Genomic DNA, 13,893 nt, shown 5'->3' with positions numbered 1-13,893 from the left:
CTATACTTCAATATGGAGCATATCATACTCTTTAAGATTTTAAACGTTTAGAGTGATGAACATGAACAATGATATAATAGTAGAAGCCAAGGGGAAACGGATTTGCCATTCCTGTAAAGGGACGGCGCCGTTTCTACTCGTGATAAACACGCGGGTTCACAAAGAATTTTGTACAGGAGATTACCTAATGCAGCCTAATTTGATGATCAACGACGCCGAATGGGACAAGCTCATTTCGGATGTGGCCTATTATTTTGAGGATCTGAATCTCAAGCGGGGATTTCAATATTATAAGCAAAACCGTGTCAAGGCTCTCCGGATGATCTCGCCCCGGAGAGTTATGGCCGTAGTCGAGGGCAGAGAGGATTATGCTGTCAGCCTTGAGCTGGACAACTTGACGGAAAGCCATTGTGATTGCCCGGTGCAGGAGCCCTGCAAGCATATGGCGGCGGTGCTGATGAGTGTTGCCGAATCACAGGAGCGGTCTGTGAATATGCTTGCCAATGCCAAGGCTATCATCGACCGCAAGAAGACAGAGGCCTTAGAGGCTTCTGCGGTTACCGGTGTCTCCGGCAGCCGCCGGGAACAGGCGAAGAAGCTCGCCGGGCTGATTCCGGCAGCAACGGTGGGGCAGTGGCGCGAATACATGGCACTGCTCACTGCGCCGCTGGCACAGGCCGTGCGCAATCCGCAGTATTCCGACAGAGCACTGTCCGCCATAATGGAAGCAAAGGCAGATCTGGCCCCTGCCGCTGAATTGCTGTTCCAGCTCAATGCCCGTCTATTCATCCTGGAGAGCCTCATCCAGCCGATCAGCACCACGTATAACGCAGGTCCCCTCTCCTCTTCGAGTTATTCGCTGGGATATTACACGGCTATTGCAGTCTCGGAGCTTAAGGGGTCTGTTGCGAACCTAATGAAGTCCGGCCTGCCGCTGGTTTCAGAGCAGGAAGAGTGGCCCCGGGTGAAGGAAACCCTGGATTACATCCGGCTGGAGATGCTGACGGAATCGCGCGACCGGCTGCGGGAGCAGCCTTATTTCTCTTTCTGCTACGACCGGCTCTGGACGAGCTGGATTGCCCCGAACACTAGTAGCTCCGAGCTGTATCTGGAGGAGCTTGATGCACTTCGGGAGCGTGCAAGCGGACTGGGTGCCGCAGTGAACCGCTCCGCCCTGCAACTGGCGGAGAGCCGGATGTACTTCTACCTAAGTGATGATAAAGCGGCCTGGGAACGGCTGGCTGCTGCATCGGAGCGGCCCGGCCTTCACCCGGACGAGCTGATGGGCTTTCTCGCACCGCTCGCTGAAGCCGGGCATTGGTCCCGCCTTGCGGCCTGGCTCGAAGCCATAGGCCCGCTGCTGAACAGCCGTCTCTATAATCTGCAAGGCTATGCCGGTTATTGGGAGGACGCTGTTCGTCACCTCCCGGAAACTGAGCCTCAAATGTGGAGAACCCTGTCGGGGATGCTTCCGCTCTCACAGGATATCTACGAAGAGAAGCTGCTGGCCGCCGGCAAGTGGCAGGAATGGATGGACTATCAATTAGCCTCTGGTAAAGAACCCTCCGACTTCCGGGTCAGCGACCTGCAGCCGGTAGAGAAGAACGCGCCGGAGCTTCTGCTACCCTTCTACCATCAGGCGGTAGAGCGGTTCGTGCTGGAGAAGAACCGGCACAGCTATAAGGCAGCCGTGAAGCTATTGAAGCGGCTCGCCAAGCTGTACAAGAAATTGAAGCGCGAGGCGCGGTGGGAGGAATTCCTGGATGCCTTCACCGCCCGGCACAGCCGGCTTCGCGCCTTGCAGGAGGAGCTGCGGAAAGGAAAGCTGATCCCATGAATACACAAATGCGAAATATTACCGTTCAGCTAGCCTTGAGCCAATATGGCGATGCCCTGATCTATGGCGTCAATGAGAGGAATGACTACGTCCCAGGCCTACTGCTCAAGCAGCAATTGTTCGCCTGGCATGAGGACTCCTTCTATGGCACGGAATTGACGACCCAGAGCGCCGACGGCGTCGAGCTGGTCATACTTTCCGCTGAGCAGGTGATTCCATTCTTCGCGGAACTTAAGGTGCTTCAGCATATCGGCTGGAGCTGGGCAGGCAACGCGGAGCTGCTAACCGCACTTGCCCCGGTTCTGGCCGTACTGCTGGACGACAAGCAGTACGTTCCCAGCTTCTCCGCCTTCCGCGAAGGCCAGCTGCGCTGGGACTGGGACGGCCAGGCGCTTGCGCGCTTGGCTGCAGGCAATCCAGCCGCAGCGGAGGCGCTGCGCGGGCTGCAGGAGCGCAGCCCACTCGCGGTAGGGCTGCAGGCTGCCTTCTCTGCGGCGGTCTTTCAGCGGTATTACCGCACGGAAGCCGAAGCCGGCGACCTGCGGAGCGAATTCCCGCTGCTGTTCAGCCGCAGCGGGCCCCAGGCCGCCGGGATGGACGCGGACAGCTGGCTGATGTCCATCGGCTGGAAGGCGGACAGCGCGCCGTTCCGCCCTGCCCTGCAGCTGCTGGAGCCGGACGAGGACTCGTCCTCCTGGCGGCTGCAGCTGCTGCTCCAGGACAAGCGCGACGAATCCGCGCTTGTGCCGCTGCGGCTCTCCGATGACGGAGAGCCGCATGGCCGCTGGCCCGCACCGTGGACGGAGCACGTCCACGAGCGGGCGGCCGGGTGGCTGTCGCGCCTGCGGGACAGCCTGCCCGGCGAGCACATCGGCCGCGGGCGCGATGTGCTGGGGGAGCCGCTTAGCGACGAGGTCGCGTGGCGGTTCCTCACGGTCAACAGCCGGCGCCTGCTGGAGGCCGGCTGGCAGGTGCTGCTGCCGGCGTGGTGGGAGGCCGCCAGCCGGAAGAAACCGCGCCTGCGCGCCAAGATCAGCTCCGGCGAGGGCAAGCGCGGCGACGGATCGCTCTTTGGGCTGGATGCGCTGGTCGACTTCGACTGGCGCATCTCCATCGGCGACGCCGACCTCTCCGAGGCGGAATTCGCGGAGCTGGTCGCGCGCGGCGAACGGCTCGTGAAGTTCAGGGGCCAGTGGATTCCCCTGGACCCGGCCCTGCTGGCCCAGATTCAGCGGGCCATGGCTGGAATGGACAAGTCGCAGGGCTTGTCCTTCCAGGATGTGCTTCAGCTGCATCTGCTCGGCAGCAGCGAAGACGATGCGGCTGAAGCCGCCGCGGAACAGGCCGAGGAGGAGGCCGCACGCTTCCGGCTGGAGGTCGAGCTGAACGCGCATCTGGTGAAGCTGATTGGCCAGCTTGGGCAGCGTGAGCAGTGGCCGCAGCCCGCAGTACCTGCCGGGCTGCACGCAGAGCTTCGCAGCTACCAGCACGAAGGGTATGCCTGGCTGGCCTTCCTGCGCCGATTCGGCCTCGGAGCCGTTCTGGCCGATGATATGGGCCTCGGCAAAACCGTGCAGCTCATTGCCTACCTGCTCCATTTGAAGGATCAGCAGGAAGCTGCTGAAGCGGACCCTTCAGCAGGACGATTGCGGCAGACGGACCCGCCCGGCTGGCCTTCCCTGATCATCTGCCCGACGTCAGTACTCGGCAACTGGCAGAAAGAGCTGCAGCGCTTCGCCCCTTCCCTGAATGTGATGCTGCATTATGGAGGCAAACGGCTGGATGCGGGCTACTTCTACGGCGCTGCTTCGCAGGCCGATGTGGTCCTGACCTCTTACGCCACGGCTGCTCTCGACCAGGAGCTGCTGAAGCAATTCACCTGGGCCGCAGTCTGCCTGGATGAAGCGCAGAACATCAAAAATGCCGGGACCAAGCAATCCGTAGCCGTACGCAGCTTTCCCGCACTGCACCGGATCGCGCTGACGGGAACACCTATCGAGAATAGGCTCTCCGAGTTGTGGTCAATCTACGACTTTATCACACCGGGTTACCTGGGCAGCGCCAAGTCCTTCCAGGACCGGTTCGCCAACGCTATAGAGAAGGAACGGGACCCGAAGCGTACGGCCGATCTGCAGCGGATGGTCAAGCCGTTCATGCTTCGCCGCAAGAAAAAAGACCCGGCCATCCAGCTGGATCTTCCTGACAAAAATGAGATGAAAACCTATGTTCACCTCACCGCTGAACAGGCGGCCTTGTATGACCAGAACGTCAACGGGCTCCTGGAACGGATGCAAAATCTGGAAGGCATGGAGCGCAAAGGGGCCATACTGGCCGCGCTGACCAGCCTCAAGCAGCTGTGCGATCATCCGATGCTGCTGAGCAAGGAGGCATTGCCTGAGGCCGATTCCGGGGGCCGCCTCGACACGGCTCCCTTGATTGAACGGTCAGCGAAGCTGGAGCGGCTGCTGGCCATGGTGCGGGAACTGCGTGAGGAGAATGAACGCTGTCTGATCTTCACCCAATATGTAGGCATGGGCAAGATGCTTCAGGCCGTACTGTCACAGGAGCTGCAAGAGCCGGTGCTGTATCTGAACGGAAGTACGCCCAAAAGCGCCCGCGACCATATGATTGAACGGTTTCAGGCCCCCCCGCTTCCGGAGGGAGAATCCTTGCCGGCAGACGGCCAGCTGCAGTCTGACCAGCCGAATGTCTTCATCCTCTCGCTAAAGGCAGGAGGCGTTGGCCTGAACCTGACCGCAGCCAATCATGTCTTTCATTTCGACCGCTGGTGGAATCCGGCTGTCGAGAACCAGGCCACGGACCGTGCCTACCGCATGGGCCAGACCAAAGATGTGCAAGTGCATAAGTTCATCTCGCTGGGGACGCTGGAGGAGAAAATCGATGAAATGCTGGAGAGCAAGCAGCAGCTCAGCGATGATGTAATCGCAAGCTCGGAAGGCTGGATTACCGAGCTGTCCACTGATGCGCTGAAGGACTTGTTCACGTTACGCCGGGAATGGGTTGGTTAACCGGACCTTCCGAAACACCGTTTGTCAGGCTGTCACTCTGGCACTCCCTGAATTGGAGTAAGTTGCCAGCTTTCAGCGGATGTGTTAGAATCAACGTAACTTTTGTAGAACGGAGGGTTGCGTGTGATAGACTATATCCGGATTCGTACTTTACGCGGCTAAGCTAATTATATAGCGCGAAAGCTCTGCCCCGTGCAGAGGACTCAGGATAGGTCTATCCATTTTTGAAGGCAACCCACAGCTTGAACTTTGGTCCGGCAGACAGGAACGGAAGCCGGCACACGCCTTTAGGAATAATTGCATCTTCATACACCATATCAATGAACCGCCGTGGCATACAGGTGGAGCAGCTTGCTGTTCCTTCTGTCCAGTGCTTTTTCAGTACATTCATTGTTGCTATGGGAGATGCTGACGGAGGGACCCGGGAGATCCCCCCTTCCCTCCATCCTATTCTGTTGTCCTCTATTGATACTGTTAGCACAGGCAGCCTGCCTGTGCTTTTTTATTTTACTAATGGAGGTTGAATAAATATATGGAAACTGAAACTGTACAGCAAAAGGCAGTAATCGTCGGTGTTCAGCTGCAGAATGACAAGGATTTCACCTATTCCATGGAAGAGCTGCGCAATCTGGCAGCCGCCTGTGAGCTTGAGGTGGTCGGCGAGCTGAGCCAGAAATCCAGCCGCGTTAACCCGTCGCATTATATCGGGACAGGTAAAATCCTTGAACTGAATGCCCTCTTGGAGGCGTACGATGCACCGGTGGTTATTTTTAATGATGAATTGTCCCCTTCCCAGATCCGTAATCTGGAATCGGCGCTGGATCGCCAGGTTATCGACCGGACCGTGCTGATCCTGAATATTTTTGCCGAACGCGCCAAGACGAAGGAAGCCCAGCTCCAGGTGGAGGTGGCACAGCTGCAGTATATGCTCCCCCGGCTGACCGGGATGCGTGAGTCCTTGGGTAGACAAGGCGGCGGCTCTGGACTGAAGAACCGCGGCGCCGGAGAAACCAAGCTGGAGCTGGACCGGCGCAGAATCGAGGAGCGGATCACGGCGCTGCAGCTTGAGCTGCAGACACAGGTAGCCCGGCGGCAGATCCAGCGCAAGCAGCGGCGCAAAAATGAGGTGCCCGTAGTCTGTCTTGTCGGTTATACCAATACCGGTAAATCCAGTCTTATGAATACACTGGTGGATACCTTTCACCCCGGCTCGGAAAAAGGGGTTTTGGCCAAGGATATGCTGTTCGCCACACTGGAGACCTCGGTACGCAGTATTGAGCTGCCGGACCATAAGACGTTCCTACTGACCGACACGGTCGGTTTTGTCAGCCAGCTGCCCCATCATCTGGTCAAAGCCTTCCGTTCTACGCTCGAAGAAGTGACCGAGGCTGACCTGCTGATTCATGTAGCCGACATTTCCGATCCGCAGGTCAGCCAGCATATGGCCGTAACGGAAGAGACCCTGAAGGCACTGGGTGCAGATGGAATCCCGACCGTAATCGCTTATAACAAAGCCGACCTGACGGAACTGCCATACCCAGTGGTTGCTGAGAATTCCGTTACCCTGTCCGCTAAGCAAAACAGCGGAATCGCCGAGCTGATCGGGCTGATCCGGGGTCAGGTATTTAATGATTATATCCAGTGTGAAATTCTCGTTCCGTTCGACCGTGGCAGCGTGGTGTCCTACTTCAATGACCATGCCGATGTGCAGTCGGTCAGCTATGAAGAAGAGGGCACACGCCTGAAGCTGGAATGCCGGACTGCCGATTATGAACGGTTCAAGGACGATTTTATTACCATTTCACAGTAGAAGCAGATACTGCTTAAATGACTCATTAAACAGACAAAGACTCCGCAGCTGCAGTACTTAGCTGATGCGGAGTCTTTGTGTTTGAGAATTCCTTATTTAAACGAAGCATATCCTTCATCAGCCATAACCACACTGCCGTTGATTGCACTTGCCTCATCCAAGGTAAGCAAATAGACGGAATCGGCTACCTGCTCGGGTGTTGTCAGTTTATTTCCGATGACTTTGGCTTTCATGGATTCGACCAGGCCCTGATCTTTATATCCCTGGATAATAGGTGTATCCACCGCACCCGGTGCAACCGCCACTACCCGTATTCCATAGGGGGACAATTCTAATGCGGCTGATTTTGTCATCATAATGACAGCGCCTTTGGAAGCGTGATAGGCAAAAGTACCCGGAGATGCCAGAAAGCCGAAAACAGATGCTGCATTGATAATCACACCTTTAATGCCGAGCTCTCTCATTTTTTTGCCAGCGGCAATGATACCATAGGCAACACCATGCTGATTGACATTGATTACACTATGATAGTCTTTCAGGTCTTGATCCAGGACGGGTGTATTCCGCCCGATGCCTGCATTATTAAACATCACATCGATTCTGCCAAAGGCTGCAACTGCCTGTCCGATGAGCGCCTCGACCTCTTCATATTTTGACACATCCGTTCTGACGAAAATAGCTTCGCCGCCCGCTGCCTCAATCATTTCAACCGTCTTCTTGCCGCCCTCTTCATTAAAGTCAGCGACAACCACTTGATCGCCTTTACTTGCAAATTTCAAGGCTGTAGCTCTCCCTATTCCGCTTGCCCCGCCTGTGATCACTGCTACTCTTGTGCTGCTCATCAAATTCTCCTCCTCTACGGTGATGTAATAGACTAAAATAGTAATGGGCAATAAATCATCTTCTATTGAAAGTACTTTCATATACAGTGTAACTCTCTCTAAATTTAAATAAAATTTAATTATATTTACTAATAGTTAATCCATACTTAATAAGGATAGCTGACGATGAATCTTGAACAGATTGAATACATTGTAAAGGTTGCGAACAAGGGGTCTTATACCAAAGCTGCTCAGGATTTACATGTCACTTTATCGGCAATCAGCCAATCCATCTCCTTACTGGAAACCGAATTAGGCGTCACCTTATTCACCCGTTCCCGTGGTCTGGGAGCCCTGCCTACCATAGAAGGAAAACAAATCATCAAAAAAGCAAGTGAAGTCCTGGTAAAAGTGAATGAACTAAAGGACGAGGCTAAAAGTTGCAGCAACACTTTGAGTGGGGAATTGAAGATAGCTACCATACCCGGTCCTATGCATTTACTCGTAGATGTTGTTTCAAAATTTAAGGAGGATTATCCTCAGGTCAAGATTGAAATTTTCGAAAAAGGGCCGAAGGAGATCCTACATGATCTGGAGCACAGCAACATTGATATCGGATTAATCGTGTTAGCGGAGGAGTTTATCGAAAAAAGTGAGCATTTGACCTTTGAAAAGCTTTTAGAGGGGAAAATGGTTGTAGGGGTAAGTAAAAATTCGCCGCTGGCCCTTGAAAAGAAAATCACGCCCGAACAATTAGTTGGACAAACGTTGGTGTTATATGATGATGAGGATCTCTGGGACCATACCCAAGCATTAATCTCCATGTTTGGCCAAGCCAATATTCTTTTCACAACAAATAATACGAAGGCCATTCAAAATGCAGTGAATCGCGGGCTCGCCATTACCATCGGACTAGAGTACTCCTTCACAGATATCCTGCCTGAGATGGTCCCTATAGCGTTTGAAATGCCCAGCTTAACTCCTGTTCAATATGGTTGGGTTCTTCATAAGGGTAGACATCCTTCGCAGGTATCTAAAAGATTCATTCAACGGCTGCAGTCGGAATTTCATTGATTTCGCTTTATCGCAGACACAACAAAGAAGGCAGGAAGGAATGTTCCTGTCTTCTTCTGTGTTTTTGAGCAGTTTAACAGGCAGCCCCCGCCTCTGCGGGACCTGGGTTAAGGCAGAGGGAAAAGGCTTCTGCTTCATCCCCGCCGCTGCTTACCCGCAGCTTCCCGTCTGCAACCGTAATCTGCGGGTTGAAGCCTTGTGGTGCCTGCTGAATATCCAGTGAAAAGACCATAGCCGCCTGCCGGAGGGCATTAAGATCTATGCGCTTGCGCGGGCCGGCGTATAGAACCAGCTCCACCAGAAGGTGTTCCGCACTCTTCTGAACCTCCCAAGACCAGTCACGTCTCGAACCTTCATGTCCGGTAAAGGCTGCAAACCAAGTCGTCAGCACACATTCTATTTCTCCAATCCGGATGACCGCCCCTTCTTCCGTAGACTCAGCCAGCACATCTTCCAGCCGCCCCCCGATCTCAAGCCGCAGCCGTAAATCTTCAGCCTCTATGGCACCCCCGGTAGGGTCCAGGTTGGGATGGGTATCCCCGCCATCGGTGATAAAATCAATACCGAACAGCACCTGCCCTTGTTCCTGCTTCGACTTGAAGCGGGCCGAACAAAAATCATAGCCGTCATGCAGACAGCGCAGCTGTATATAGGATGGATAGCCGTTATTATCCGCATAGACCAGCAGCGGCCGTCTCTGATTCCACAAATCACTATTGGTAAATGAACCCACACTCACTTGAGGGGTCATAAAAGTAACGGCCCATTTCCCGCTGCCAGCATCCGTCTTGCTCCCTTCATACAGCTGCCGGATTTCCCTTGTAGCCGGAACGGTGAAAAGTTCCAGATAAGCAGCCGGGCATTCGAACCCGCTTCGATACCATTCTTCTTCATAAGGAAGCTGATCCCAATCAAAAAACATCACTTCGCCCCGGGTCGCCAGCTGCAAAAAAGCCTTACCCTGACTATTCAGGAGCGTCTCGTAACAACGTGAATGCGGCCCGGACCATTGTGCAGTCGCCGGGTGGTAATAGCCGGCCACTGTCCTCCAGCTCAGGTCAATCAGTTCACCGCTGAGCGCCCGCACGCTGTCATCCATAGTCTCGGCACGCAGCTTGGACAGCTCCAGAATGGCAATGTACGTATAGACCGGACTGTTGTATTCCTGAAAAGCACCGCGTTCCATCGTATAATCATACAGCTTCTGCAGACGCTTCAGTCCATATTCTGCGTAATCCTCGTGGCCCAGCTGTTCTCCGGCGACTCGGGTGACGAAAGCTCCCAGGATTGCGATATTCGTATAGTCAGGCCCGACATTCCGCTTGATGATTGCCTCACAGGCGTACTCGATGGATTGGGCCACCGCCGCCCGCAACGGCTGGGGAAACCTGTATCCATGGCGCGAGAGCGCCTGGACCAGCCGGCTACCGCAGAAATCAGCCCAGTTCCAGTCCGGCGGGGCCATCTGTGCCAGCGGTTCTTCGTAGAACCAGGACCAGATACCGAAGGTATCATGGCTGCGGTCGGTGTCCTGAAGAGATACGACCTGAGTGATAATATCGAAGGCCCGTTGCTCATACTCTGGCAACTCCGTATCCAGCAGTCCCAGCGCATATGACAGCGAATCCCGCGTAGAATGGATGAACTCGGCTTCACGCAGCGTGGTATGGTAACCCGGACTGCTGAACGGGGAGCGCAGCAGGTGAAGCTCGGGGTTATACCGGGACTCCAGCGTCTGTATTTTACGGATCAGCAGGCGCTGCTGATCGATGGTCTTATGCTTATTAGCTGAAGCCTCCTTACCCGGTATCTTAGGAGCCATGCTTCCCTCTGCAGTTTTCTTCACAATGACCTTCCTTTCCAGTTCCTGATCTAGTCCCTGATCCAGTGCCTGAGCCAGCAGCTGCATTACAAGCCCTTGCCCGTAGAGTGAAGGATACACTTCAATTGCATTGTAGGCTTCTTCGGAAGGCATGACTGGCGTGCCACCGGATACTCCCTGCACTTCACCGTTCTCCGCAATCAGCGGAAGAATGCCGCTCACGGCCAGCCTGGCGGAGTCCAAATAAGAGGAATCCAGCATGCCATTCTTCACGCCTTTGAAGAAGCCGCAGGCAATACCCGCGCTGCCTGAAGTCTCCTGAACGTAATCGGCTCTGTTCAGGACCGTATGCCACAATCCGTTCACGGCCTGACAAGACCGGAGACCCTCTGCAAGCAAGCGGTACCGGTGGTTCAGCTCTTCCGGAATGCCAGTCACGCCTTGAAGCTCCGTCACAATCTGCGGAACTGCCAAAGTGATCCAGGCATTAGCCCGCGCCCAGCGGACCGCAGACATATGATGGCCCTCACGGCTGTTCCAGCCATGATACATGAGACCCGTAGCCGGGTCCTGCAGCAGCTGCATATGCAGTAGTGTCTGCTGCAATGCAGCATCGGCCAGCCGGGAATTTCCAGTCATCCCGCCCAGGCGAGCCAGGAACAAGACAGCCATATAGACCGTATCTGCCCATACCTGTTCCGGGAAATCCACATTCTCGGTTACGGTATGCTCCAGCGCCCCTTCCCGCGTGACCGGCGCAGTGTTCAGCATCCAGCCGGCGGTGGATATCGCTTTTTGCAGAAACCAGGGGTCTTCGGTCAGACGGTACAGCTCTGGAAAAATCGCGAACGGAGCGAGAGCATTGATGACTTTTACTCCATCAGCCTTGCGTTTATTCCGGTTCACCCACAGCAGTAAGTAATCTAGAACCTTCTCCTCCCCGGAGACTGCCGCATACTCCATCAAAGAAATCACGCCAACGCCCGGAACCCAATCCCAGTGTTCGATGTCCATCCCCCAGTGGCCCTGATGCTCCTCCGAAGTCATGTATTGAAACAGAAGGTCCAGTGTCTCCGCAAGCTTCCGCTCAGTGTTCAAGATGATGAAGCCCCCTTAAACCGATATAATCTCCCTGCCCGCCCGCCTTCACCGGAGACTGTCCCTGAAAGGAAACCTCCCCGAACAGCGCCTTGACCGTAAGCTCCACTGTTTCTTCATGCAGTGAATAGGCATTTACCAGCGCATCCAGAAACGGCATATCCTGCAGCAAATAGGGGGTGGCAAAAGATATTCCAATCGGACTGACCGTCTCCGCATGCTGCATCGCCCATATCGCTTTGGCCGCCTCGCCTACCGGACGGGCCGTGTTCATCATGCCGTGCAGAGGCAGAAAATAGGGTGCAAAAGCAGCATCCCAACGAATCCCCAACAACTCCCATTTCCGGATCGTGCTCAGCGGCTCGAATTCATCCAGAATATCGACCTGTAGCCCTCTGTTTCTTAAAAGATCTACAAAGATATTCATCCGCTCATACTTGCGCCCTTCCGTCACTTTGTTCAACATGATGACCAGCACCCGCCGGGTGGTCTGAGGATTGAGCGGCAGAATCCCGCCATGGTTGCGGACAAGCGTAATACTGCGTTCTGCCAGGGTGCGGCTCAGCCCTCTTGCTTCCAGATCGAGCTGCGGCGGCAACTTGTCGTTCAGCAGCGGAAGCGATTGGGGGTCCCGTCCTTCTTCGTCAGTATTCTGCAGACCCAGCCTGGCCTTGAGCTCCAGAATACGGCGGACACTCGCATCCAGCCGTTCCATGCGGACGGTCCCTTCCCTGACGGCTCGCTCCATCACCCCGAAATAATCTGTACCCGGCCATAACAGCACATCTGTTCCAGCGTTGAAGCAGTCAATTATCCGCTTCTCATAGCTACCCCAGGCCAGGAATCCGCCCATATCCAGCGCATCCGACAGCACTACACCTTCAAAGCCCATACGCTCCCGCAGCAGCTCCGTGGTGATCCGCTCCGATACCGTTGCCGGTACGGGCTTCTCCCCTGGATCACCCTCCATCCAGGGAAGTGCAATATGCCCGGTCATATATGACAGCACACCCTGATCAATCATAGATTGCGACACCTGCCCGTAAGTGGCGAACCACTCTTCCTCGGTCAAGCCGTTAATGGTAGTCACGATATGCTGATCGCGGTAATCCACCCCATCTCCCGGAAAATGCTTCGCACATGCGGCCAGGCCATGATCCTGCATCCCCCGCATGACTGCAACAGCCAGCCTTGCCGCCCGCTTGGGATCATCCCCCAGGCAACGCGTAGTTATGACCGGATTCATCCAGTTCATCAAAAGATCCGTTCCCGGTGCCAGCGCCCAGGTAAAGCCCGCCGCCCGCCCTTCCAGCGCCGTGAATTTCCCATATTCATAGGCCAAGTCCTCATCATCGGCAGCTGCCAGCGCGAGGAGCGGCGGGAATGCGGTTAAGCTTTTGACTGCCGATCCCGCACCAAATTCCAGATCACCGGAGAACAGCAGCGGATATGTGCTGATCCGCTGCAGCTGCTCCGTCCATTCCCGGTACTCCTCCGCCTTGCCCGCCGCCTTCTGAATAACCTCACCGCCGATAAAAAAGCTGCCCACCGGGTACATCTTCAGATAGGCTGCAAGCGACTCGGCATCATTCCCCTTGAAGGGCAGCCGCCCTGCATGGTCCTGCATCGTCTGCCCAATCTTCTCCCGCAGGCTCATGGATGCGAGCGTCCGCTCTACCCACTCCTGCTCTTCCTTTGTTAGCGGCCTTAACATGGTTATACTTCCTCCTGACTGAATTCGATCCCCCTAAATCCCCCTTAGCCAAGGGGGACCCCAAGGGCCCCGGCCCTCTGGACACCCGGATGGCTGGCGTGGGCGGAGGGGTTGCGCTCCCGGCTACTGTGTGCAGAGAGCGCTTCACCCCTACGGGGACGCTTTGGCTGCTGCTCACCTGCGCAAGTGCAAGGGTACGCTTCGCTGCCCCTAACCCGCTAACAGCATGGGTTCGCTCCGCTGCCCCTAAATCTCCAGATTCAAATCACGCAGGTGCCAGATCATTCTGACCCTGCGTGATTTCTTCACTGCTTTAAGTGTATTCCGAGAACGGCAGAGACTAAATAAGACCATCTATAATAAAAGTTCGAAATCCTACACAGTCTCTAGAGGGATAAATATCTAATACATGTAATGTAAAACCTTTAAATACAGTATCCAACCATTGCAGCGCTAGAGTAGCAACCCAACAATGTGGAAGAAGTATCACTAATTCTCGGTTTCCAGTCTATATTCGAGGATTGCACATTCTGCAGGATTTCCAGCCGTTTGGCGGCTCAGTGACACTTATTGTTGCATATTCTGCAGGATTTCCGGCTGACTGGCGTTTCATTGCGTTTTCGGCATAATAATTGATACAAATTCCACTCAGCACTCGCAACAGCATGGATTTCCACAAGTTAGTCAG

General features: G+C 54.9%; 8 protein-coding genes. 4 read left to right on the top strand and 4 right to left on the bottom strand.

Translation table 11 applies throughout. The features are described from left to right. Positions 1–187: 187 nt before the first annotated feature. Complete coding sequence (locus AC0MA3_RS17070) at positions 188–1,837, top strand: SWIM zinc finger family protein (RefSeq protein ID WP_474657063.1); 1,650 nt, start codon at positions 188–190, stop codon at positions 1,835–1,837. 98 nt (positions 1,838–1,935) lie between these two features. On the opposite strand, the gene AC0MA3_RS17065 is transcribed toward AC0MA3_RS17070, so the two are convergent. Continuing rightward, positions 1,936–2,085, bottom strand: coding sequence for a hypothetical protein (locus AC0MA3_RS17065; RefSeq protein ID WP_474657062.1), 150 nt, complete (start codon positions 2,083–2,085; stop codon positions 1,936–1,938). Positions 2,086–2,724: 639 nt separating this feature from the next. On the opposite strand from AC0MA3_RS17065, the gene AC0MA3_RS17060 reads away from it, so the two are divergent. Together AC0MA3_RS17060 and hflX are read left to right on the top strand one after the other, a co-directional pair. After that, positions 2,725–4,866, top strand: coding sequence for a DEAD/DEAH box helicase (locus tag AC0MA3_RS17060; RefSeq protein ID WP_474657061.1), 2,142 nt, complete (start codon positions 2,725–2,727; stop codon positions 4,864–4,866). Between the two features lie 532 nt (positions 4,867–5,398). Beyond that, positions 5,399–6,676 carry a GTPase HflX gene (hflX, locus tag AC0MA3_RS17055; RefSeq protein ID WP_474657060.1) on the top strand — a complete coding sequence of 426 codons (1,278 nt, stop codon included), beginning with the start codon at positions 5,399–5,401 and terminating at the stop codon, positions 6,674–6,676. A gap of 92 nt (positions 6,677–6,768) precedes the next feature. Here the strand turns inward: hflX and AC0MA3_RS17050 are convergent, their stop codons facing one another. Next, positions 6,769–7,518, bottom strand: coding sequence for an SDR family NAD(P)-dependent oxidoreductase (locus AC0MA3_RS17050; protein ID WP_474657059.1), 750 nt, complete (start codon positions 7,516–7,518; stop codon positions 6,769–6,771). Between the two features lie 165 nt (positions 7,519–7,683). Here AC0MA3_RS17050 and AC0MA3_RS17045 point away from each other — a divergent pair, with 165 nt between their 5' ends. Then, entirely contained in the window at positions 7,684–8,571 is an 888-nt protein-coding gene (locus AC0MA3_RS17045; RefSeq protein ID WP_379157794.1) for a LysR family transcriptional regulator, read from the top strand. Between the two features lie 73 nt (positions 8,572–8,644). Here the strand turns inward: AC0MA3_RS17045 and AC0MA3_RS17040 are convergent, their stop codons facing one another. Then, positions 8,645–11,491, bottom strand: a complete 2,847-nt coding sequence (locus AC0MA3_RS17040; RefSeq protein WP_474657058.1) for a glycoside hydrolase family 88/105 protein — start codon at positions 11,489–11,491, stop codon at positions 8,645–8,647. Next, positions 11,481–13,205 (bottom strand): glycoside hydrolase family 3 protein, encoded by a 1,725-nt coding sequence (locus AC0MA3_RS17035; protein WP_474657057.1) that lies wholly within the window; start codon positions 13,203–13,205, stop codon positions 11,481–11,483. Before AC0MA3_RS17035 ends, AC0MA3_RS17040 begins: the two co-directional genes overlap by 11 nt. Positions 13,206–13,893 lie beyond the last annotated feature (688 nt).

The sequence above is a fragment of the Paenibacillus sp. LS-5 genome (assembly GCF_056121505.1).
Note: the sequence above shows the minus strand (reverse complement) of the source record. Positions and strands in the feature narration are given on the sequence as shown.

Bases quoted from the DNA above. Each gene is read 5' to 3' on its own strand.
- AC0MA3_RS17070 (WP_474657063.1), top strand. From the start codon at position 188: ATGCAGCCTAATTTGATGATCAACGACGCCGAATGGGACAAGCTCATT.
- AC0MA3_RS17065 (WP_474657062.1), bottom strand. From the start codon at position 2,085: ATGCTGAAGCACCTTAAGTTCCGCGAAGAATGGAATCACCTGCTCAGC.
- hflX (WP_474657060.1), top strand. From the start codon at position 5,399: ATGGAAACTGAAACTGTACAGCAAAAGGCAGTAATCGTCGGTGTTCAG.
- AC0MA3_RS17050 (WP_474657059.1), bottom strand. From the start codon at position 7,518: ATGAGCAGCACAAGAGTAGCAGTGATCACAGGCGGGGCAAGCGGAATA.
- AC0MA3_RS17045 (WP_379157794.1), top strand. From the start codon at position 7,684: ATGAATCTTGAACAGATTGAATACATTGTAAAGGTTGCGAACAAGGGG.
- AC0MA3_RS17035 (WP_474657057.1), bottom strand. From the start codon at position 13,205: ATGTTAAGGCCGCTAACAAAGGAAGAGCAGGAGTGGGTAGAGCGGACG.